Consider the following 22,545-nt stretch of genomic DNA (forward strand, 5'->3'; position numbering starts at 1 on the left):
ACTTTTACGGCCAACAAAGATACATTTATGACAACATTAAAAAAAGGAGATAAGGCACCTAATTTTTCAGGGTTAGATCAGGACGGTATATTGCATTCATTAGCCGATTATACCGGAAAGAAATTGGTGGTTTTTTTCTATCCGAGAGCTAATACGCCGGGTTGTATTGCTGAAGCCTGTGATTTAAGGGATAATTATGACCGTTTTATTTCAAATAATTATGTTCTTTTAGGAGTTAGTGCCGACAGTCAGAAAGCTCAAGGAAAATTCAAGAATAAATTCAATTTTCCTTTTCCGCTTTTGGCTGATGAAGACAGGAAAGTAATCGAAGCATTCGGGGTTTGGGGACCTAAGAAATTTATGGGAAGAGAATTTGACGGCATTCACCGAACTACATTTATTATTGATGAAAACGGAATAATAGAAGATGTTATTTCCAATGTTAAAACAAAGGCACATACTGCCCAAATTTTAGGCTAGACAAATTTTATGATATAAAAGAAAAGAGGAAGCAAGGCTTCCTCTTTTCTTTTTTTATTTGCTTGTGTTTTCTTCTAAAATGGTTTCTTCGTTGTAACCGAAAAGATTTTTTTTCTTGATGAGTTCTGCAATACCTTCCGGCAGCATATCTTCCCATCCTTTTTTGCCTTTGCTAATCATTTTCAGTACTTCACGAGAGAAGATTTTAAGGTGATCCTTGTCGAAATCGGTAATGTCAAGTACTTTTCCGTTGTAAGCAAAGAATTTATACAATTCTTTCATACGCGGATGAACTTTCAGATTTTGGGAGGTGAGGACTACGCCATCTTCATCTTCCATCGGATATAAGAACACTTTTAAATCGCGATAGAACAATTTACCGAACGCTTCCAAAATACCTCCGCTTAAATGACGGTAATATTTTTCGTCGAAAATGTCAATCAGATTACTTACTCCCATGGTTAATCCCATACGGGCTTTGGTGTATTCTGAGAAGTACTCAACCACTTTATAGTATTCCTGAAAGTTGGAAATCATTACGGTTTGACCTAAGGAACAAAGTAATTCGGCTCTGTCCATAAAGTCAAGTTCGTCAATTTCTCCTTCAGAACGTAAATTGGACAAAGTGATTTCAAAAACTACTAAAGCGTTTTCTTTTTCCACTTTTTTCTCCTGAAGGAACATTTCCAATGATTTCTCATACATGTCCATGTTTACCTTCGTAACCGGTCGGAAACTTCCTCGAAGTGCCAAAATGTTTTTCTTGTACAGAACGGCAGCTGGCAGTACGTTGTTTCCGTCAGGGCCAAACATAACTGCATCAGTCATTCCGTTTTTAACCAATTGCAGACTCATTATTCGGTTGTCTACATCTTTAAAACGAGGGCCGGAGAAGTTGATGGTGTCTATTTCCAATTGATCTTTGTCCAAATGGTCATATAAATAACGTAATAACTTTCTTGGGTCATTATATTTGTAAAATGCCCCATAAATAAGGTTTACTCCTAAGATGCCAAGGGTTTCCTGTTGTAATTTGGAATCGTTTTCTTTAAATCGAATATGTAGAATAATTTCGTTGTATTCTTCATTGGGTTCGACCTGGAATTTGATACCAACCCAGCCATGGCCTTTGAATTGTTTTGCAAAGTCGATGGTTGTTACGGTATTAGCATAACTGAAAAACATTTTGTCCGGATGCTTTGCTCTATCCAAGCGCTCCTCTATTAGCCGAGTTTCGTGTGAAAGCATTTTGCGCAGACGGCTTTCTGTAACATAACGGCCATCGTCTTCCACGCCGTAAATGGCATCACTGAAATCTTTATCATAGGCGGACATGGCTTTCGCAATAGTACCGGAAGATCCCCCGGCACGGAAAAAGTGCCTCACCGTTTCCTGTCCGGCTCCAATTTCAGCAAAGGTCCCGTAGATGTTTTTGTTGAGGTTTATTCGTAGTGCTTTATCTGCACTAGCGGGGATAACTTCAATTTCGCGATCTCCTTTTAATTTAATTTCGCCGCTTAAATTCATAATGATTCCATGTTATATTGACAAAGTTAGTAAAATAGCTATTTTTACAAAAGATAAATAATCCTATTTTTGTAAAAAACCATACAATTTTGAAAGTATATTTTTTAGGAACCGGAACTTCGCAGGGTATTCCCGTAATCGGCAGTCATCATTCGGTGTGTCTGAGCGATGATTTTAAAGATAAGCGATTGCGCGTATCCGTGTGGATTCATTGGGAGGATTACTCTTATGTGATTGATTGCGGACCTGATTTCCGACAGCAGATGCTGGCTTCAAAATGCCAATCTATTGACGGAATACTGTTCACTCATGAACATGCTGACCATACAGCTGGTCTGGATGATATCCGCCCGTTTAATTTCCGAAAAGGAGCCTTGCCAATTTTTGCACAGGATAGAGTAGTTGAAAGTTTGAAAAAACGTTTCGACTATATTTTTGAAACCGAAAATCGTTATCCGGGAGCTCCGTCGGTTATTGTAAATGAAATTGAAAATAACAAACCCTTCTTGATCGGAAATAAGATGGCAGAGCCAATTTCTGTCTGGCATGGAAGTTTACAGGTTTTTGGTTTCAGAATAGAAGATTTTGCTTATTTGACTGATGTGAAAACCATCGATGAACCCGAAATTGATAAGCTGAAAGGGGTTAAGGTTTTGGTAATCAATGCGCTTAGGGAAGAACCGCACGCGACACATTTTAATTTGCAGGAAGCCTTGGATTTCATAGATTTGATACAGCCGGAACGCGCTTATTTAACACACATTAGCCACCTGTTGGGTTTCCATGCGGAAGTGGAGAAAAAATTGCCTAAAAACGTGTTTTTGGCCTACGATAATTTAGAAATTACTATTTAATAATGAAAAGAGCAGTCTTATATTTATTTATTTTATCCTTGTTGTTCAATGTTTTTCAGTACATGAATTCAACAAAAATCCTTAAAACGCAAAGCAAAGAAATTGAAAGCGCGAAGGCAAAAACAAAAATGGTAAGGGATTCGTCCAATATTGTTTACAATCAGATGCTGGATGCTAATTATTTCTCTCTGGAAATGGACGACGAATCGATGAATTATTTTGAGAATTACAGCATTCCGGAATTGACTGAAAAAATGAAAAATGAATTACTGACTTTAAATGAAAAACCAAACGGTAATCCTTTGATTCCATATGATCCGATAGGTGGTAATAAGTTTATTATCAATAAAATAAAATTGTTAAATCATCGTTGGATTATTGCCGATTTTTATTCCGGAAAGATCCGCGGCGAAATTTTAATCAAATATTTCGTAAACGAAAACAAACCAACCGATTTCGAAACCATCGAAACGATTTTACATAGCAATACTGCTCCTGTCCAATAAATTTGTAGTAAATTAGCTCTTACTTAATTATTTTTTGATATGAAATCAGCTTTATCAATAATCTTTGCAGTTATGCTGTTTACTTCCTGCGATCTTATTCTTAAGGATCATTCCAAAGATGATGAGATTTTAGTGGAACCAAAGCCTGTTGTGCTTGGAACAGATAAAGATGAAAAAGGTTGTGTTACTTCGGCAGGCTATGTTTGGTCGCAAACCAAAAACAATTGCATTCGTGTTTTTGAAGAAGGTTTCCGATTGACTCCCTATCATTCTTCTGCAGATACAATAGATGTTGATGGAGAACAGGCGACATTAAACGCTTATGTTATCTTTAATGAAGAGAAATCTATTGCGGAATTGTTTTTACCGGATTCTAAAAAATCCATTTTGTTGCAACGTGAAAATGAAGGAGAACCATATGTGAAAGATGATTGGAAACTGGAAGCCCAAAAAGGCTACGTCCTTAAAAAAGGTAGTCAGATAGAATATGTTTCGGCTATGGCTATAGAAAAGAAAATAACAGGTAGTGATACCGGTGAATAAAAAAAGCTCCGTAAGGAGCTTTTTTTATTTTTTTATTGTTCCAGCCAATTTTTAAAGTCATAAAAATTCTGAGGAGCTACACCGTGGCCAACAGGATATTCTTTATAAACAACATCAAGTCCCAGACTCTTTAAATATTCCGGTGCTTTTCTCGCCCAATCGACAGGGATTACCTGATCGGCAGTTCCGTGGGAAATAAAGAATTTCAGCTTTCCTATATTGTTGTCCTGATAGTTTTCCTGCAGGATATCAAAATTCAGATAACCGCTCAAGGCTACTACACGTTGTACTTTTTCCGGATAGGAAAGTGCTACCGAATAACTTAAAATGGTACCCTGACTGAATCCGATCAATGTAACATTTTCCGCATCTATAGGGTAGTTAGCTACTAATTCGTCTATAAATCCGGCAATTAATTCGCGGGAAGCCCTTGCTTCATCATTATCGGAAAATTTGTTTTCATCCGCATCAAAATGAATCGCATACCACGCATTCCCATAAGGAGGAAGCGGGTAAGGTGCCCTTGCCGAAATCACAAAGTACTCTTCTGGTAATTCACTTGCAAAAGAGAATAAATCTTCTTCATTGCTTCCGTAGCCGTGCAATAGTAACAGTAATGGATTTTTCTCTTTTTTAACTTTCGGTTCTCTAACGAGATGATATAATGATAAATTCATGTTATGCTAAATTTTTAAACCATTTTTGGAAATACTCCCCTAATAACGGAATGACTTTCATTTCCCCCTGAATGGCTCCAATAAGACCATAAATCCAAAGTACGGAAAAGAAAATATAAAATGCTCCGGAAACCATCCAACTGTCAAAATTGCCTACAAAATAACCCAATACGTAAAAAGTAATATTAATTCCGAATGCCTGACGGATATGAAAACCGGCAAAAGGATTTTTAGGTTCCATATTCATGAAAATGGCAATAATACTTCCCAAAATAGTGATGTAACTTATTATGGCGGTAGTTTTTCCTTCTTTTACAGAATTGTTTTCCATGGCGACTAGTTTAAAATTAATTGGCTGTTATTGTAGATTCCGAATGCTCTTCCTTTCATGGCCTGTCCTAAAAATGCCGAGTTTTTCGATTTTGAAAGGATATTTTCTTTACCGAATTCCCAATTTCCGTTTGGAGTGAATAAGGAAAGTGAGGCTTTGTTTCCTTCTTTAACAGCGATTTTTTCGATACCGAAAACGTTTTTCCCGTTGGTTAATTTATCAATAATGATTTCCAAAGGCAACACGGTCTGCAGAGCCCCAAAAGCACTTTCCAAACCGATAGTTCCGTTTTTGGCATTGTCAAATTCCATTTTCTTATGCTCGATATCTAACGGATTATGGTCGGAGGTAATCATATCAATCGTTCCGTCTAAAACACCTTCAATTAAAGCTTTTCTGTGGTTTTCGTCACGTAAAGGCGGCGTTACTTTATATCTTGTGTCAAATCCGGTTAAGACTTCATCGGTCAAAACTAAATTATGAACCGCAACGCTGCAGGAAACATTCAATCCTTTAGCTTTTGCAGCTTTAATCATTGCTACTGATTGAGCTGATGATACAGTCGGAATATGCATTTTGCCGCCTGTATACTCCAATAAAAACAAGTTTCTGGCAATTTCAAGTTCTTCTGCCAAAGCCGGAATTCCTTTTAGTCCTAAGCGTGTGCTTACCAAACCTTCATGAACCACGCCGTTTCCTTTGATGGTTTTATCCTGACAGTAGGCAACTACTAATCCATCGAAATCCTGAACATACTGTAAGCCAATCTTCAATATATTGGCATTGTCGGAATTCTTGTTATAATCCCCAAAAGCAACAGCTCCGGCATTTTTCATATCAAACATTTCAGCCAAATCAGTGCCTTCGCTGTTTTTGGTGAATGCTCCGATAGGGTGTAATTGTGTAGCGAATCCGTTCGCTTTATTCAGTACGAAACTCACCTGCGATTGATTGTCGATTACAGGGAAAGAATTTGGCTGTAAAGCGATATTGGTAAAACCGCTTTTTGCCGCAGTTGAAAGTCCGTTCGCAATAGTTTCACGGTCTTCAAATCCGGGTTCGCCAAAGGAAACCGATGCATCAAACCAACCTTGGGAAACGTGAAGGTCATTTAATTCAATTACTTCAAGGTTCTCTTCATTGGAAAGGTTTTGTCCTATTTTTGCGATTATTCCGTCGATAATTTTGATGTCGGCTTTCTGATTGTGAAAAGCACTTTCTTTATCGATAATGGTTGTGTTTTTTAAAATTACGTTCATTTTACGAATTTTTGTATCAGTAGTTCGAGTACTAAAAATAGTAGTGTTGCGAGTATAAAGTAATTCCATACTTCGTTGCCGGTTCGAGCCGAATGGATGTCGTTAAATACCGATTCCACAGAAGTAACGGAAGTGAAATTATCAAATATATTGTCGTTTGTCAAACTCAGGTTACTTTCGGTCCTGGGATGGTTGAAACTGATTTTTTTCAACACTTCTTTGCCTTTCATTACCGAAAAATTACCCGATTGCTCCGGATAATCCCCAAATGTCAATTTGATTTTGTTGTTCAGGATTTGCTGCATTGGGATGAAATCCGAGTCGTCATTAGCAATGGTAACAACTTCATCTTTAGATAGCAATGCATCTAAAACTAAATTTTGATTTTCACCAATGATAAATGCTGAAATGCCTGTTTTCTGGTTGTTTTGTCCCATGTTGAAAAAAGTAGGGACAATCAATGGCGAATTCTGGAAATTACTGTTCGTCTTGTTTATCGGAGCCGAAAAAACGTATAAGTTCCCTATTTTGTTGGTTGCCGAACCCAGGAAAAATGATTGGTCGGCATAACTTAAAACGGGAGAAGCATTACTGTTCACGCTAAAGGCTGCGTTTACTTTCGGATACTGAAAATTATCAGTTCTCTTTTCGAATACGGTTTGGTATAACGGATGACTGAATGCGATTTTCGTAATCTGTTTTTCCTGATTTTGTAAAGAACCGAACTGAATACCACTGAAATTGCCTAAGAAAGCGTTCAGGTTTTGGGTTGTGCTTTCTGCAGATGGAATCAAAACTACGTTACCGCCTTTTTCATAAAAAGCTTTCAGCGTAGTGGTTAATGCCTGCGGAATGTCCTTGATTTCGTTCAGGATGATAACATCCTGTTTTTCTATTGTGTTGTAATCGAGTCCGTTGAGTTCTGTTGTTGTGAGATTGAACTCATCGGAAGTATAAATTCGGGAAAGGAAATTGTTTTTCTGGTTTTCGCCGATGACAATAACGTTTGATTTTTCAGGCTTGGATATGCTGAAATAATAGGAATTGTCGTAGTTCAGGCTGTTATCCTCAATGGCTACATAGCCGTGAAAGTCCTTTTTGGGTAAATTAAACTGAACTGATTTCTTATTATCCTCCAGTTTTACCACTGTTTTGGCAACCAGGTTCTTTCCGTTGTAAACGGACATCGGAATATCGTTTTCTAGTTCGCCATATCCTTTTACATCAACCTTTATTTCATAAAATGTTTCCGATTGGCCTGATATGGAAACCCCTTCGATACTCACATTGTTTTTGTGTTCTGCGGATGGAATCCAATAATAAACCGGAGAGTTCTCACTAAGCTTTTCAAGATTCTTTGATTGCACGTTAACGGCATCGGTAATGATGAAAATATCTTTGGGCACATTGTGCTTTTTGGTTTCGATTTTGGTCAACAGAAAATCCAGTTGAAAAGGAGTGGAGCTGTATTGCAGGTTTTGCAGGTCTTTCTGGATCGATTTGATATCGGTATCCCAAAAAGTTTCGGTGTTGGTTACCAATGAAAAGCGTTGGTCTCCGGGCGTGTCTTCCAATAATTCCTGAACAGAACGTTTTAATAATTCACCACGGCTTCCTTTGGCCTGCATGGAAAAGGAGTTGTCCAGGATGATGATCATTTCGTTTCCGGAATGCTGACTGTCTTTCGCCTTAAAAAAAGGTTGGGCGAAAGCAATAATCAAACATGCCAACAAGAGCAAACGGGTTGCCAATAAAAGCCATTTTTTGATTTTCGAACTTTTTCGCGTTTGAATGCTGAGTTCTTTCAGGAAGCGAACATTGGTGAAATATTCGGTTTTAAAGCGTCGTAATTGAAACAAATGCACCAAAATTGGTATTACCAATAAAAAAAGGAAATACAGAATTTCGGGATGTTTGAATTGCATTTATTTTTAAAGATTTTTCAAAGATAACTATTTTTTAGTAATCAGTAAACAGTAAATAGTGTTGTTGGTTTTCTGCTGACTGATCACTGAATTCTGCCAACTATTTTTTCTTTCTCTTCTGCGCTCTTTTTTTCTCAACCGCTCTGTTTCTCGGTGCAGTTTTTCTTGGTTTTGTTTTTCCGGGTCCGCCAAGATTTACTTTTTTATTTTTCTCCGATTTTTCATGGAATGCAGCGCCACCTTCTAGTTTTACCTTTTTCATAAGGAATTTGACTTTCTTCTTGTCTTTTTCAAATTCCAATCGTTTCTCTTCGATAGTTACTTCTTCCGGAATTGGAAGGATTTCCAATTCTTTTTCCATTAAAAGTTCGGCTTCCATCTGGAATTCTTCTTCGGAAGGAGAAATCAAACTGATGGCAACACCGTCTTTGTCTGCACGACCGGTACGACCGATACGGTGAATGTACTGTTCCGGAACTTCCGAAAACTGCATATTAATTACGTGTGTGATATCGGAAATGTCCAAACCACGCGCCATGATATCGGTTGTCACGATACCACGGATTTCTCCGGCCTGGAAAGTCGCCATCGTGTTCAGACGGTAATTCTGTGATTTATTGGAATGGATAACCCCGAATTGCCCCGGGAAATCTTCTTCCAGCAGGTCCATCAGAATATCAGCCACTTTCTTATTGTTGACGAACACCAAAAGGCGCTCCATGCTTTCGTTCTCTGAAAGCAAATGCTTTAGTATGTTGACTTTTGTAAGGAAATTGGGAACATGGTAGGCCAATTGTTCGATTTTTTCCAAAGGTGTGCCGGATTGTGCCAGGGATACTTCTTCAGGAAAATCGAAAAATTCTTCCAAAATCTCATCAACTTCATCTGTCATGGTTGCCGAAAATAAGATATTCTGGCGTTTTGGTCGCATCATCGAAAGGATGGAAGTAATCTGGAAACGGAAGCCTAAATTCAGGATTTCATCGAACTCGTCAATTACTAATTTTTGCATTTCATCGAAACGAACCACATTGTCCAGGGCCAAGTCCATCATACGTCCAGGTGTCCCCACTAAGATGTCAACCCCTTGATATACTGATGTTTTTTGTGTGTTGATGTTTACGCCACCATAAACTCCCAATACACGAACCGACATGTATTTGGTTAGTTTTTCCACTTCTTCCGCCACCTGTACTACCAGTTCACGTGTGGGAACGATAATAACCACTTTGGGCGTATGCGTCGGAGTAAATTTCCATTGTTTTAGGATGGGAAGTAAATAAGCATACGTTTTACCGGTACCGGTTTGTGCAATTCCCATTACATCACGGCCCGACATAATTACAGGAAAAGATTTTACCTGAATAGGCGTAGGCGTAGTTATGCCTAAATCGTCTATGGCTTTTTGTAGGGATTTTGGAAGACCGAATTGCTCGAAAGTACTCATAAAACGTATATTTTGTGCAAAGATACGATTTCTGAGCAAGTTATTGCCAATTGGTTGTTAATGTCGTGAATTGGGGCAAAATTCACGGCAAATTAGAGTGTGTTATTTAGGTGAAGGCGTTACGCTTCTACTGGATGAAGTAATGCTTTTACTTTTTCAATCAGTTCTTTCGGATCAAAAGGTTTGGCAATGAATTCGTCTACTCCTAAATTGGCAACTTCAATTACCGTTTGATCTTCTTTACCTAATGAAGAAATCATGATTATAGGGATTTCCGGGAAATTGGTTTTTGCAAACAACGTGATTTCACGGCCTGATTTATAAGGCATCATTATATCCGAAATGATTAGGTCCGGACGAATGGCACTTATTTTTTCGATACCTTCAATACCATCTTGGGCAAATGATATTTCAAAACCTTCTTTTTTAAGAAGAAAATTCAATATGTTGATGATAATTCTATCATCTTCAATAATTAAAACTTTTTTCATGCGTAATCGAATTTTAAGTTAGAATTTATACTGAATTGAAAAAAATATATCTAATTCGTTCTGGTATTTATCAGAAGTATATTCCTGATGGTTGAGAACACTCTGTATTCCTAAGCAATAGTGTTCCCATAGAAGTTTGTAATAACCGGCTCCAAACCTGAAGGAGTTTAGCTGGACCCTTTGCTCTATCTGTCCCAAAGTCACCCTTTCATCCGGTGACGTTCCGTATCCGGTTAAAAGCGTAACATAGTCGAATTTTGTATTGAAATAATATCTGGCCGTTGCCGTGAAAGCCGGATACATTTTGTTATCCTTCTCCCATTGCCAATACGATTTTACGTTAAACCAATAGGGGCCAACATATTTTCCTACTCCCAATACGCCGGCATATAAATCGGCATCGGCTGTATTTGTATAACGGAATCCTAAATCACCTTCCCAGCCTTTGCCAAGATTTCGGAAATAAGAATAGGAGAGACGCAGTTTCGGAAATATTATATCATCACTGAACGCGGCATTGGCAAACGAATAACTTTTTTTGCCATGTGCAGCATAGGTTTCTAATTCATATTGGAAACCGGAGTTTACGCTGCTTCCGTAGGAACGTCGGTCAGCATAATTAATACGGCCGATAAGCGTTAGTTTTTTTCGCTCTCGGACATATTGTAATCCGACCAAATGCCACGGACCAACGCCTGCCCGGCTAAATGTGGTATAGTTGTACCCTAAACCAATACGGTCTGAAACCGATTTCAGCCTCAATTCGGCCAAACGGTTTTGTAATTGCTTATCGTCAGGATACTTTTCGGATAAATTACTCAGGTAGCCGATGGTTTTTTCATCATCATTTTCCAGGGCTATGGCATCTGCTTTAAGCAGATAAAATTCTTTTTCTTCCGGATAAAAAGAGATAGCTTTATTTAAAACAGTAACCGCATTTGTACTGTTATTTTCTTCGATTTCCAATTTTGAAAGATAACTGAACGCATCTTTATATTTTGGATTCTGATTGATAACATGGTTGAAATAATAGCGTGCGCTGTCTTTTTGTTGGGTAAGCCAATGAGCTCTTCCCAAAAGAAGATGAAAATCCAGATAGTTGGGTGCTTTTTTAATTCCCAATCGTGATAATTCAATAGCTTTTGAGTAATCTTTTTTCGTGTTTAACTCGTATGCCGCTTTTATCAAAAGGCTGTCTGTATCAATTTTTTGTGCCTGAACATTGAAAACAAACAGCAGGTTTATTATGATTATAAGTATTATTTTTTTCACTGTAACTGCTTTGAATTAATAAATCCTTTTCGCGACATCATTCCCCATTTTTGTTTTCTTCGTATCAGATAATTCCAATACCCGTTTAATGAGGCGAAAACGTTCACCGGATGATAGATGAAAGGTTCTAAAAAAACCATTACGATCAATTTGAATATCTCCTTGACATCGGAATAATGCTTGTAAAGCAATTGATCCAAAAGAACCGATAACAGTGTTATCGTCGTATAGAACAGGTAAATGAACACACTCGCTGTAAAAAGTAAATTATAGCTGATGTCGAAATAAAGAAAGTCCAGTAACAAAACAGCCAATCCGATAACTTCCAGTACAGGTACGGCAAATTCAAAGAAAACAAAATAAGGAAAGGCGAGTAATCCCGTTTTTCCGTATTTCGGGTTCAGAAACAGTTTTCTGTGCATATACAATGCCTGAATTAAGCCTCTTGACCATCTTTTGCGTTGTTTCATGAACAATTCCATAGTGTCAGGAACTTCAGTCCAGCAAAGTGTTTCCGGAATGTATTTGATCAGGAATTTTTCATTTTTCTCATGCATGTATTTTCTCATGCGGGTAATTAATTCAAGATCTTCTCCTAATGATTTATGAAAGTAGCCTCCCACTTTGATCACCGTTTCCTTGTCAAACATTCCTAATCCGCCAGACACTAAGAGTAAACTGTTAATTCTGCTCCAGGCCATCCTTCCGAATATGAAGGCTCTGATGTATTCCAATTCCTGAAATCCGACAAACAATTTACTCGGATAACGTGATTTGTATAGTACGCCGTCTTTGAATTCACAGGAGTTAGATGTTCGTATCGTGGCGCCGGTAGCGATAACTTTTTCTGTATTCTCAATAAAGGGTTTTACTAAAATAGCTACAGTATCTTTTCGCAAAATGCAATCCACATCGGTGCAAAGGAAAAGAGAATATTTGGCCGAATTGATTCCGGCATTGGTAGCATCGGCTTTGCTGTTTCCGTTAAATTTATCAACAACCAATAATTTTGAATATATCGGATTGGTTGATTTGTAATGTCCTTTTACCGGTTGTGTGTGAATCTTTTCCTGATAGAAAAAATCAACTTTCACCAAACTGAATTCGGATATAAGCAATTCCAGAGAATTATCCGTGCTGCCATCGTTTACAATAATTACTTCAAATTTCGGATATTCTTGGGAAAGTAACGATTTGACATTGTACACAATGGTTGCAGATTCATTGAATGCAGGTGCAATTATGGAAACCCCAACGGTATGGTTGGATTTAATCAATACGTCTTTGTGCAAATAGTATTTCGAGTTGTAATATTTTTTGATGGCCAGATAAGACATTATTGCCAAAACCAAATAAATTATTACATAGCTTACCGAAAAATAACCTGCAAAAATTTCGTATTGATTTACAAAGAATTCTAACGTTTTCAATTTAAATATGGATTAGTGGCGTGTAACACAATTTTATCAATGATGTAGTCCTCGTTACTGTCACCGGAGGTGAAGTTTTTAAAGTAGGATTGATCTATTTTATTGATACAGCTTACAATTTCAAACTTGATTTCCAAATCGTTTTCCTGAGTCAGGATTTGCGATGCAAATTCAACGGTTTTTTGATTTCCGATAATTCCCAATGTTTTCAGGCAGGAAATCTTATTTCGTTTATTTGTTTCTTTCGGATAGTGATTTATAAGGATGTCATTGGCTTCATAAATGGTTAATTCCCTTATGGCTAATAATGTTTCTTTTCTCACCAAAACATCAGTGTTAAGTAATAGCTGCTTTATTTGCGGTATGGTCAATGCTTCTTTGTATCGAATCATTAGCTTCAAAGCCAGAATTACAATGGAATTATTCTCATGGGAAATCCATTTCGTTATGTTTTTTGGAAGTTTGGATTTTTTCTGATAGATAATATCTAAGATTTTGAGTTCATCCGCCATTGAGATCTTTTCGGTGTAATTGTCCAAAATCCCAAACTTTTCATCTGAAAGCGCTATGGTAGCTATTAATGCATTTGAACGCAGGTATTTGTTTTTGTCTTTTAAAAGTGATTTTAGTTGACCTTTTTTGATTTTATAGTCCAAAACCTGGTAATGAAAAATACCCAAGGATTTATAATACCATCTTTTATCTTTGATTAGTTTTTGGCTATGGCTTTGTAAACCGAAATATTTATAAATTAATAAGATCCTGTTTTGATCGAATCCGTGAACGTTTTGTTTGAAATGGATCAGTTTGTTAAGCACCATATACTGGCACCATTTTTTCTGAAAAGGGATTACGGTTTTAAACTCAGCAATTTTTTTCTTCAGTTCTTTTGAATCGTAAACTGAAAAAATAATGTCTGTTAAAAAATCATTTACCAAAGAATCGATTTCCTTTTTCTTGGAAGCTAAATGTTCAAATCGGTATCGGTTAGTAATGAGGAAAAAAATCAATACCGTCAGAAGCACTATAAAAAGTGGAATCAGAACGAATTTCAAAAGTAAGAAAATGCATTCAGCTGAATTACAGGTAGTTAAATCAATAAGATTTAGGCTGTTAAAAAAATCTGAAGCTGGTTTGAAATCTAATTCCCCTGTTTTAGCGGTAATGGTTTGATTTTTGTCTTTAAGGAAGAAAAAAATAAGATTAAACATACAAAATAATCACAAAATCACGGTTATTTAGGTTTTTATATAACAGATTTGGGAATATGTTTGAATAAAAATCAAAATTAGCGGCAAATATAGAGATAAAATTCGTTTTTAGTTTGTTAAATGTTGTATTTGACTAAAAATCTTCAAAAACGCCTAATCCAAAAAGAGCAAAATCGTATTTTACGGGGTCCGTCGGGTCAAGTAGCCTCAGGTTTTTGTCTAATTCCAAAAGGGCTTTGGCATCGTTTTGTTTACGTGTCAGCAATTCTAATTTGCGTGCGACGTTTCCCGAATGAACGTCTAAAGGACATGAAAGTTTGGAAGGAGCTATGCTTTTCCAGATCCCGAAATCAACACCTTTATTGTCTTTCCGGCACATCCATCGCAGATACATATTGATTCTTTTGGCGGCTGAACCGCTCAAAGGATCGGGTAAATGTTTTTCAGTTCGGGTTAAGTGATTGATTTCGAAGAATATTTTTTTGAATTCGGATATGCTTTTTTGCATAGAGTTTTCTTCCTGATGCAATGCAAAAACAGCTTCAAGTCCGCCGTGGTTTTTGTAAATGTTTTGCAGGCTTTTGATGAATCCGATAAAATCCTGGCCGTTGAATGTTCGATGTACAAAATTTTCAAGGCGTTCCAGGTCTTTTTCAGTATGGCTCATGACGAAATCAAAAGGAGAATTCCCCATCAGATCCATTTTCTTTTGGGCATTTCGGATAATCATCTTACGGTTGCCCCAGGCAATAACCGAAGCCAGAAAACCGGCAATTTCAATATCTTCTTTCAAAGTATAGGAATGCGGAATCTGTATCGGGTCACTTTCGATAAAATTCGGATTATTGTACAGTTCGACTTTCTCGTCGAGGAAGGATTTTAATTCAGAGTGATCCAAAGGTTGATAGAATAAAGAGGCAATAGATAGTAAGTTTATAGAGAATATGGGAAATTCATCCCAAAGCTCATTGCTAATGTAAAGGTCGGATTACTTCATTTCGGATGTTGCCATCGACCATTATCAGTTTTCTGTCGGCCATGTTTGCCAACTCCTCGTTATGCGTCACAATTACGAAAGTTTGCCCGAATTCGTCTCTGAGTTTGAAAAACAGCTGATGCAGATTTTCGGCTGAATGCGTATCTAAATTTCCTGAAGGTTCGTCGGCAAAAATAACTGCAGGCTTATTTATTAAAGCTCTGGCAACGGCAACACGTTGTTGCTCCCCTCCTGAAAGTTCTCCAGGTTTGTGGTCGTATCGGTGTGATAATCCTAAATAATCCAATAAACGTTTTGCTTCCTCTTCGATTTCTTTTTTGTCTTTTCCCGCGATGAATGCTGGAATGCAAACGTTCTCAAGCGCCGTAAATTCAGGTAAAAGCTGATGAAACTGGAAAATGAATCCTAATTTTAGATTTCGGAATTTGGAGATGGCTTTGTCGCTCATCTTCAGAAGATTTTCACCGTTGATGAACAATTCGGTTTCTTTCTCTGCAGTCGGTTTATCAAGTGTACCCATAATTTGAAGCAAAGTGGTTTTTCCCGCTCCCGAAGCTCCAACGATTGATACGACTTCTCCTTTTTTGATATGAAGGTTTACTCCTTTAAGGACGTGCAGTTTATCGAAATATTTATGGATGTTTTTTACCTTGATCATCATTCTCAATTTGTACAAAGAAACGAAGATTTGACAAACTATTAAATCCAAGCGGCTATAAAATTCGTAAGTGTGTTTATAAAGTTTAGTTAAAGAGACTTTGATGTTTAGTTATATAGGTATATTTGATAAACAAAATTGAGACTATGAAAAGTTTATTTTTTAGTTGTTTTGCGCTTGTTTTTATGTCTTGCGAAGGTAAAGACAAAGACAAGGCTGGTAGTGTAAATAAAGAAAACGAAATTGCGGTTATGGATAATCAAAAGCATGAAAAAGCAACATTTGCAGGCGGATGTTTCTGGTGTACGGAAGCGCTTTTTTTGGAATTGAAAGGAGTGGAGAAAGTGATGCCGGGATATACCGGAGGAACGGTTAAAAATCCATCTTATGAAGAAGTGTGTACAGGAACTACCGGTCATGCCGAAGCTATTGAAATTATTTATAATCCGGATTTGGTTTCTTACGAAGATTTATTGGAGGTTTTTTTCGGGACACACGATCCTACAACGTTAAACCGCCAAGGGGCTGATATTGGTACGCAATACAGAAGTGAAGTATTTTACCATTCGGAAGCACAGAAAAAAGAAGTCGAGAATTTTATTCAGTTGTTGAACGAACAAAATTTCTATGGTAAAAAAGTGGTGACCAAAGTTTCTGCTGCCAAGGAATTTTACCCGGCGGAAGATTACCATCAGAATTATTACAGCCGAAATAAAAATCAGGGATATTGTATGGCAGTTATCAGTCCGAAATTGGATAAACTGAAAAAAAACTACAAATCGAAACTGAAATAAAGCTAAACCGATTTGTTAGGTTTATTTGAGGTAGGCAAAGCAATGTGACTGGAATTTTTGCATCGGATTTGTGCCTGATTTGTGAAAAAAAAAAGTAAATGACAGAAACAGGAATAGTAAAAACAGAAAAGAGTTCACGAAACCGAAACCTGATTTTAGGCATTATTTTCGATTTGGTTGGATATGCTTCTTACGGAGTTCCTTTTTTAGCTGAAATTACAGATGTGGTTTGGGCTCCGATAGCGGGGTTTGTGTTGTCACGTATGTATAAAGGAACGGTGGGAAGAGTAGGAGGGCTTTTGGAATTTCTGGAAGAATTGATTCCAGGAACGGATTTCATACCGACATTTACGTTAACGTGGATATATACTTATCTGATAAAGAAAGAGGAAAAGTAAACAGAAGGAGGCTTATTGGTCTCCTTTTTTATTTTCGAACGCGTCGGCGATAAATCCAAGTTTCATTCCGCGCAACATTTTGAAAACAAAATTTTTAAAGAAAGTATGTTGCCCGAATATTGTTCCGATAAGAACAAGCAAAACTTTATATACAGGTAAAATTATCAGGATATAAAGCGCCCAATAAAATACCGGATGCAAATTATCCCTGGTAATACCTAACCATGTCAGGATGGGCTTCGAAAGAAAGGAAGCAGTGGTTCCGGTAATGGCAAAAACGATAAATATAATCGTCATCTGCCAGTTACTTTTTATACCCCAACGTTGTTTTAAATTAGACATTTTTAAAAAATATGCCCAAAAATACAAATTATGGTCGAGGCGTAAAACCTCCTAAGCGAATATTATTTTTTAACTGAAAATAAACCAGATAATTATAAAGCAGATAATTTACTTCGTAACCGTAATCTGTTCCGGTATCATAATCAATATGCAGATTGAACAATTGTGAATCTAGTTTTGTTTTTGGTGAACGTACTCTATTGTTCCATTCGATTATCCATGGAGCATTACGGCTTTCCAGTTGTTTTTGTGTATAAACCCCACGTGGTTTAGCTGTTGATTGCAGCCACGGATTAAAACCGCCGTCGATAATTAATATCTCATATTTAATTTCTGGGTTTTTAATCCAAAGGGAGTCGCTTGTAGTATTATTAGATTTGTTTTCAGCAACAGTCTTCGCATTCGGGTTATTTTCAGCCACGGGCTTCGATGTCGAATTACATCCGAACATTATAGTAACCAAGGTTACGACAAGTATGTAAATCAAGGTTTTCATCACTTCGGAATTTACTGTAAAGTTACTAAAACTCAGGTAAAAGAAATATCTAATTAACAAAAAGCCAGACGTTTATGTCTGGCTTCTAGCTGTATGCTTTATTTTACTTTCCGAATAGTTTGCTGAGAATTCCGCTTAAAAAACCACCACTTTTTCCGGAAACGGCTGCAGTGGCATCATTGATGTCTACTTTTCCGTCCCTGTTTTGATCCAATCCAAACTGGCCGCCGTATTTAGTGATGGCATCCATTAATCCCGATCCGCCTCCGATAGAGTTAACAATATCAGAAACATTAAATCCAGGCTGATTAGGATCATTGGCCTTGCCTATTAAAGAACCCAATACGTTCGGGATCATATTCCCGGCGACATCAGATGCAGCATTAGAACTTAAACCAAATTTCTGTCCCAAATTGCCCGAAAGCTGTTCGGTCAACTGTTTTACAACGGGATTTGAAGCATCAATATTTCCGCCATTTAAAAGTCCTGCAATATCGTTTACATTGCCTTGCGCTACCATATTTTGGAGCCCTAACAAAATACTGTTCCCGGTTTCGTTCATTACGGCCTCGTTATGCTCGTTTGGAACTGACGGATTTCTAACAATGGCATCACCACCAAATTGTTTTACTAATTCTGATATCTGATCTAACATTGAAATAAATTTTAAAGGTTGGATATCAAATTTAGCAAAAAATATTTACAAATTTGAGTTAATCGTTCTTTAACAAACTGATAATCTGCGTTGCCAGTTCTGTTCCGATTCGATCTTGGGCTTCCAATGTAGCGGCACCAATATGCGGAGTCATGGAAATCTTCGGATGCATCAAAACCTGAATGGCCGGCGTCGGTTCTTCTTCAAAAACATCCAAACCTGCGAAAAGTACTTTTTCTTCATCTAAAGCGTCAATAAGGGCCACTTCATCGATAACACCACCTCTGGCGCAATTGATTATACCTACGCCATTTTTCATCATTGCAAATTCTTTGCTTCCAATTAAATGGTCACCTACTGCCGGGGTATGAACGGTGATGAAATCAGAATGTTTGAAAATATCTTCCAAAGGTTCTGTTTCGATGTTTACATTGATGAACTGGCCGTTATAGAAATCTACTTTGATTACCGCTTCGTCAACGTGTTTGTCTGTTGCCAGAACTTTCATTCCAAAGCCAAGCGCCATTCTGGCTACTTCACGCCCGATACGGCCAAAACCGATAATTCCGATGGTTTTTCCGCGAAGTTCGATACCGTTCGTATAGGCTTTTTTCAGATTGTTGAATTGCGAATCGCCTTCCAAAGGCATGTTTCTGTTGGCATCATGTAAAAAACGAGCTCCCGAGAATAAGTGCGCGAAAACCAATTCGGCTACAGATTCCGAAGAAGAAGCCGGCGTATTGATTACGTGAATCCCTTTTTCAACGGCATAATCTACGTCGATATTGTCCATTCCAACACCGCCACGACCGATGATTTTTAAAGAGGGGCAATTGTCTATAATATCTTTGCGTACTTTGGTTGCACTGCGAACTAAGAGTACAGAAATGTCATTGTTGTTGATATAATTGGCAACCTGTTCTTGTGCTACTTTGGTTGTTATAACTTCAAATCCGGCTTTTTCAAGAGCGATGATACCGCTTTCTGATAGACCGTCGTTTGCTAATATTTTCATTTATTATTTTATTAATTTATGAAGGTAGATGGGAAAAGAGATCTTTCAAATACCACTTCTTCTTCTGCCTTCTGCCTTCTGCTATCTAATTACTGAATACTTTTTTCTAACTCTTTCATCACGTCAACTAAAACCTGAACGCTACCAATCGGCAATGCGTTGTACATAGAAGCCCTGTAACCTCCTACAGAACGGTGCCCTGTGATTCCCGAAATTCCTGCTGCTTTCCACATCGAATAGAAAAGTTCCTTATGATTTTCATCATTCAATACGAAGGTCGCATTCATGTTCGAACGGTCTTCTTTTACGGTAGTTCCTCTGAAAAGCGGGTTTCTGTCTATTTCTTCGTAAAGCAGTTTTGCTTTAGCTTCGTTGACTTTTTCAATTGCTGCGATTCCGCCAAGGTTTTTTAGCCATTGTAAGGTAAGAAGCGACGTATATACTGCAAAAACCGCAGGCGTATTGTACATGCTTTCCTTTTCAATATGCTGCTGATAGTTCATTATATTTGGAATCGCTCTTCCGGTTTTGCCAAGAATTTCTTCTTTTACAACAATCAGCGTTGTTCCGGCAGGGCCCATGTTTTTTTGGGCTCCGGCATAAATCAAATCGAATTTTGAAAAATCTAAAGTTCTGGAAAAAATATCCGAACTCATGTCGCAAACTATTGGAACATTTGTTTCCGGAAAGCTCCTCATTTGTGTTCCGAAAATAGTGTTGTTGCTGGTGCAGTGGAAATAATCTGCATCCGAAGGAATAGAATATTCTTTTGGAATATAAACGTAATTGTCTGATTTAGAAGAAGCAACTACGACTGTTTCGCCGAAAGGTTTTGCTTCTTTGATGGCGTTGTTTGCCCAGGTTCCGGTGTCAAGATAGGCTGCTTTTCCGTCAACTTTCATTAGGTTATAAGGAACTCGCAAGAATTCCATGCTCGCGCCACCTTGTAAAAACACTGCCTGATAACCTTTTCCTGTTAAGCCTAAAAGCTCTAAAGCCAAGGCTCTGGCTTCCTCCATTACGGCCACGAAAGCCTTGTCTCTGTGGGAAATTTCAAGGATGGACAATCCCATACCGTTGAAATCTAATACTGCTTGTGATGCTTTTTCAAATACTTCCTGAGGCAGAATACACGGCCCGGCGCTGAAATTATGTTTTTTCATTATTTAGTCGTTAAAAACCTGGATTACTGCTTCTTTTTCTATCAATTCGGTAAATTTACCATTAAAACGGGTTGCTTTCACCAGATGGTTGTCAATCCAGTGATAGTTTCCTCCTCTTGGTTTACCAAATAAAATACTGTGGAATCTGAATCCGTGTTTATTCAGCCATTGCGTGGTTACTTCTCTGTGTTCTTCTGTTCTTGAGGTAAAGAAACAAATCTGATGGCCTTCATCATACCATTTGTTGATGGTTTCCAGGGCATCGGGAAATGGCTCGCAGGTTGCCATTCTTTCGGGTTGTTCGTTGGGAACGTCTTCCGTAATTGTACCGTCAATGTCAATGAGGTAGTTCTTAATCCCGTTTGGTAAAACTGGACTAATGTTGTCTTTGTGTTGTAGTTGCATTAGCGTTGTGTGTTTAATGCAAGCAAATTTCAAAATAAAAAACGAATTTATTTATAAAAAAACACAAATGGGATAATTATTATCATTTTCGGGACTAAAATGCTATATTTTTAATAAAAATGAAATAGTATCGACATTATCAGCATAATCACATAATTTTGGTTTTTGTGATTTTCCAAACAAAATACTGCGATTTATCAAATTATTTGACACAATGCATTGGATTTTTTCCGAATCTTCTAACAGTCTACTTTTTATGGCTTCCAAATCGTCGTAATATTCATAAAAGACAGAAGAAATAGGGGAAGCATATCCCGGATCTTCTTTTAAAGTCAAAAATTCGTTATCCAAAAGCTTAAAAAGGCTCATTAAGAATACTGCTTTGTTGTAATCGTAATTGTTGGCATACTTTTCATAATGAATAATGTCTCCATATTTATATATAGATTCAAAAAACATTTTGAAATCGTATCCTCTGGGAACAAAAAGCTTGGAAACATTTCGGCATCCCAAACCAAAATACCTGAAAATATCTTCTCCTAATGCTTCTAAATCTTCTTTGGATTCTTTTCCGTTAAGAACCGCAACAGAATTTCTGTTTTTGCGGATGATGTTTGGCACATCTTTAAAATAATAATCAAAGTATCGCGCCGTATTGTTGCTTCCGGTGGCAATTACCGCGTCAAAATTTTCCAGTTTCCCTTCAATAAACGTGATGTTGTCAGCCATTTCCGGAGCTACAGCGATGAGGTAATCGGCTAAGAAGGGAAGTAGCTTCTGATCGCTGGAAGACATTTTTACCAATACGTTATGACCGGAAATCAATACGCTTAAAAAATCATGGAAACCCACCAGCGGAATGTTGCCGGCAAGAATTAATCCGACAGTTTTTGGCTGAACATTTGAAAAATCATAAGCAGAAAGCCATTCATTCAAGTTTTCATCGGTTAATGCTTCTGCCCATGAATCTATTGCATAATGCACTTGTTCCGGTGTAAACCAACCATTATGACTTTGCGATAACTGAATCAGATCGATAAACTTATCAAAGAACAAATCATTGTATAAGACGCCTACTTTTTTAGCAGAGTTATCCAATGAAAACTGGCTTAAAAATTTGCCTAATTCTATGAAAGCTGATTTTTTCTGATTAAGGTCCATATAATTTGTTTATGATAGGTTTTGATTGTAATTTTGTGCAAATTTACGCTTAATAATTAATATACGCTATGGCAATCATAATAACAGACGAATGTATCAACTGCGGGGCATGTGAACCGGAGTGTCCAAATACTGCAATTTATGAAGGAGCAGACGACTGGAGATACAAAGACGGAACAAGTTTGAGAGGTAAAATCGTTCTTCCGGATGGAACTGAAGTGGATGCAGACGCTCCGCAAACGCCTATTTCTGATGACATTTACTTCATTGTTCCAGGAAAATGTACGGAATGTAAAGGATTCCATGAAGAGCCGCAATGTGCTGCCGTTTGTCCGGTAGATTGTTGTGTTCCGGATGATAATCATGTGGAAGACGAAGAAACGTTGTTAAACAGACAAGCATTTTTGCATAACGAATAAGTTTGTTTTCAAAGATTACTTAATAAGCCTGAATTGTTGGATGACTTTTCAGGCTTTTTTATAAAATGAAAAAACCGCTTTGTAAAAAG

At 37.5% G+C, this 22,545-nt stretch carries 26 protein-coding genes; 7 read left to right on the forward strand and 19 right to left on the reverse strand.

Annotated features, from left to right (window positions below; translation table 11 throughout):
* Positions 1-27 precede the first annotated feature (27 nt).
* Entirely contained in the window at positions 28-480 is a 453-nt protein-coding gene (bcp, locus tag FEDK69T_RS00330) for a thioredoxin-dependent thiol peroxidase (RefSeq protein WP_023572134.1), read from the forward strand.
* A 54-nt stretch (positions 481-534) separates the two neighbouring features.
* On the opposite strand, the gene FEDK69T_RS00335 is transcribed toward bcp, so the two are convergent.
* Complete coding sequence (locus FEDK69T_RS00335; protein ID WP_023572135.1) at positions 535-2,007, reverse strand: hypothetical protein; 1,473 nt, start codon at positions 2,005-2,007, stop codon at positions 535-537.
* Between the two features lie 89 nt (positions 2,008-2,096).
* Here FEDK69T_RS00335 and FEDK69T_RS00340 point away from each other — a divergent pair, with 89 nt between their 5' ends.
* The 3 genes from FEDK69T_RS00340 to FEDK69T_RS00350 are packed head-to-tail and all read left to right on the forward strand — an operon-like array spanning position 2,097 to position 3,910.
* Positions 2,097-2,861 (forward strand): MBL fold metallo-hydrolase, encoded by a 765-nt coding sequence (locus tag FEDK69T_RS00340; protein WP_023572136.1) that lies wholly within the window; start codon positions 2,097-2,099, stop codon positions 2,859-2,861.
* 2 nt (positions 2,862-2,863) lie between these two features.
* Positions 2,864-3,367 carry a C2 domain-containing protein gene (locus FEDK69T_RS00345; RefSeq protein WP_023572137.1) on the forward strand — a complete coding sequence of 168 codons (504 nt, stop codon included), beginning with the start codon at positions 2,864-2,866 and terminating at the stop codon, positions 3,365-3,367.
* 39 nt (positions 3,368-3,406) lie between these two features.
* Positions 3,407-3,910: a hypothetical protein gene (locus FEDK69T_RS00350; RefSeq protein WP_051385039.1), complete on the forward strand. Its 504-nt coding sequence runs from the start codon at positions 3,407-3,409 to the stop codon at positions 3,908-3,910.
* Positions 3,911-3,942: 32 nt separating this feature from the next.
* Here the strand turns inward: FEDK69T_RS00350 and FEDK69T_RS00355 are convergent, their stop codons facing one another.
* The 11 genes from FEDK69T_RS00355 to FEDK69T_RS00405 form a co-directional block, all read right to left on the reverse strand.
* Entirely contained in the window at positions 3,943-4,587 is a 645-nt protein-coding gene (locus FEDK69T_RS00355; protein ID WP_023572139.1) for an alpha/beta hydrolase, read from the reverse strand.
* Position 4,588: 1 nt separating this feature from the next.
* Positions 4,589-4,918: a DUF4870 domain-containing protein gene (locus tag FEDK69T_RS00360; protein WP_023572140.1), complete on the reverse strand. Its 330-nt coding sequence runs from the start codon at positions 4,916-4,918 to the stop codon at positions 4,589-4,591.
* A 5-nt stretch (positions 4,919-4,923) separates the two neighbouring features.
* The gene (locus FEDK69T_RS00365) at positions 4,924-6,177 is read right to left on the reverse strand and encodes a dihydroorotase (protein WP_023572141.1); all 1,254 of its coding nucleotides are present in this window, start codon (positions 6,175-6,177) and stop codon (positions 4,924-4,926) included.
* Positions 6,174-8,102 carry a vWA domain-containing protein gene (locus FEDK69T_RS00370; protein WP_035629901.1) on the reverse strand — a complete coding sequence of 643 codons (1,929 nt, stop codon included), beginning with the start codon at positions 8,100-8,102 and terminating at the stop codon, positions 6,174-6,176. The genes FEDK69T_RS00365 and FEDK69T_RS00370 overlap by 4 nt, the downstream gene beginning before the upstream one ends.
* 100 nt (positions 8,103-8,202) lie before the next feature.
* Positions 8,203-9,549 carry a DEAD/DEAH box helicase gene (locus tag FEDK69T_RS00375; RefSeq protein WP_023572142.1) on the reverse strand — a complete coding sequence of 449 codons (1,347 nt, stop codon included), beginning with the start codon at positions 9,547-9,549 and terminating at the stop codon, positions 8,203-8,205.
* A 119-nt stretch (positions 9,550-9,668) separates the two neighbouring features.
* Positions 9,669-10,040 (reverse strand): response regulator transcription factor, encoded by a 372-nt coding sequence (locus FEDK69T_RS00380; protein WP_023572143.1) that lies wholly within the window; start codon positions 10,038-10,040, stop codon positions 9,669-9,671.
* An 18-nt stretch (positions 10,041-10,058) separates the two neighbouring features.
* Entirely contained in the window at positions 10,059-11,312 is a 1,254-nt protein-coding gene (locus FEDK69T_RS00385; RefSeq protein ID WP_035629900.1) for a YaiO family outer membrane beta-barrel protein, read from the reverse strand.
* On the reverse strand, positions 11,309-12,742 hold the full coding sequence (locus tag FEDK69T_RS00390) for a glycosyltransferase family 2 protein (protein ID WP_035629899.1): 1,434 nt from the start codon (positions 12,740-12,742) through the stop codon (positions 11,309-11,311). Before FEDK69T_RS00390 ends, FEDK69T_RS00385 begins: the two co-directional genes overlap by 4 nt.
* Positions 12,739-13,953 carry a HEAT repeat domain-containing protein gene (locus FEDK69T_RS00395; protein WP_023572146.1) on the reverse strand — a complete coding sequence of 405 codons (1,215 nt, stop codon included), beginning with the start codon at positions 13,951-13,953 and terminating at the stop codon, positions 12,739-12,741. Before FEDK69T_RS00395 ends, FEDK69T_RS00390 begins: the two co-directional genes overlap by 4 nt.
* Before the next feature lie 133 nt (positions 13,954-14,086).
* Positions 14,087-14,851, reverse strand: coding sequence for a TIGR02757 family protein (locus tag FEDK69T_RS00400; RefSeq protein WP_023572147.1), 765 nt, complete (start codon positions 14,849-14,851; stop codon positions 14,087-14,089).
* A 73-nt stretch (positions 14,852-14,924) separates the two neighbouring features.
* The gene (locus FEDK69T_RS00405; protein WP_023572148.1) at positions 14,925-15,608 is read right to left on the reverse strand and encodes an ABC transporter ATP-binding protein; all 684 of its coding nucleotides are present in this window, start codon (positions 15,606-15,608) and stop codon (positions 14,925-14,927) included.
* Positions 15,609-15,859: 251 nt separating this feature from the next.
* On the opposite strand from FEDK69T_RS00405, the gene msrA reads away from it, so the two are divergent.
* Positions 15,860-16,402, forward strand: coding sequence for a peptide-methionine (S)-S-oxide reductase MsrA (msrA, locus tag FEDK69T_RS00410; RefSeq protein ID WP_035629951.1), 543 nt, complete (start codon positions 15,860-15,862; stop codon positions 16,400-16,402).
* Between the two features lie 98 nt (positions 16,403-16,500).
* Positions 16,501-16,800 carry a hypothetical protein gene (locus tag FEDK69T_RS00415; protein WP_023572150.1) on the forward strand — a complete coding sequence of 100 codons (300 nt, stop codon included), beginning with the start codon at positions 16,501-16,503 and terminating at the stop codon, positions 16,798-16,800.
* 12 nt (positions 16,801-16,812) lie between these two features.
* Here the strand turns inward: FEDK69T_RS00415 and FEDK69T_RS00420 are convergent, their stop codons facing one another.
* The 7 genes from FEDK69T_RS00420 to FEDK69T_RS00450 form a co-directional block, all read right to left on the reverse strand.
* Positions 16,813-17,142, reverse strand: a complete 330-nt coding sequence (locus FEDK69T_RS00420) for a DUF6787 family protein (protein ID WP_035629898.1) — start codon at positions 17,140-17,142, stop codon at positions 16,813-16,815.
* A gap of 28 nt (positions 17,143-17,170) precedes the next feature.
* Entirely contained in the window at positions 17,171-17,638 is a 468-nt protein-coding gene (locus FEDK69T_RS00425) for a DUF6146 family protein (protein WP_023572152.1), read from the reverse strand.
* 103 nt (positions 17,639-17,741) lie between these two features.
* The gene (locus tag FEDK69T_RS00430; protein ID WP_023572153.1) at positions 17,742-18,293 is read right to left on the reverse strand and encodes a hypothetical protein; all 552 of its coding nucleotides are present in this window, start codon (positions 18,291-18,293) and stop codon (positions 17,742-17,744) included.
* Positions 18,294-18,351: 58 nt separating this feature from the next.
* On the reverse strand, positions 18,352-19,308 hold the full coding sequence (locus FEDK69T_RS00435; protein WP_023572154.1) for a D-2-hydroxyacid dehydrogenase: 957 nt from the start codon (positions 19,306-19,308) through the stop codon (positions 18,352-18,354).
* 89 nt (positions 19,309-19,397) lie between these two features.
* Positions 19,398-20,471, reverse strand: coding sequence for a 3-phosphoserine/phosphohydroxythreonine transaminase (gene serC, locus FEDK69T_RS00440; protein WP_023572155.1), 1,074 nt, complete (start codon positions 20,469-20,471; stop codon positions 19,398-19,400).
* 3 nt (positions 20,472-20,474) lie between these two features.
* The gene (locus FEDK69T_RS00445) at positions 20,475-20,876 is read right to left on the reverse strand and encodes an LNS2 domain-containing protein (RefSeq protein WP_023572156.1); all 402 of its coding nucleotides are present in this window, start codon (positions 20,874-20,876) and stop codon (positions 20,475-20,477) included.
* 102 nt (positions 20,877-20,978) lie between these two features.
* Positions 20,979-22,037, reverse strand: a complete 1,059-nt coding sequence (locus FEDK69T_RS00450) for an acyl-CoA reductase (RefSeq protein ID WP_023572157.1) — start codon at positions 22,035-22,037, stop codon at positions 20,979-20,981.
* 68 nt (positions 22,038-22,105) lie between these two features.
* Between FEDK69T_RS00450 and FEDK69T_RS00455 the strand changes: the two genes are divergently transcribed.
* Complete coding sequence (locus FEDK69T_RS00455; protein WP_023572158.1) at positions 22,106-22,456, forward strand: 4Fe-4S binding protein; 351 nt, start codon at positions 22,106-22,108, stop codon at positions 22,454-22,456.
* The last annotated feature ends 89 nt before the right edge of the window (positions 22,457-22,545 follow it).

It is taken from the genome of Flavobacterium enshiense DK69, from assembly GCF_000498495.1.
In the GTDB taxonomy this organism is placed as follows: domain Bacteria; phylum Bacteroidota; class Bacteroidia; order Flavobacteriales; family Flavobacteriaceae; genus Flavobacterium; species Flavobacterium enshiense.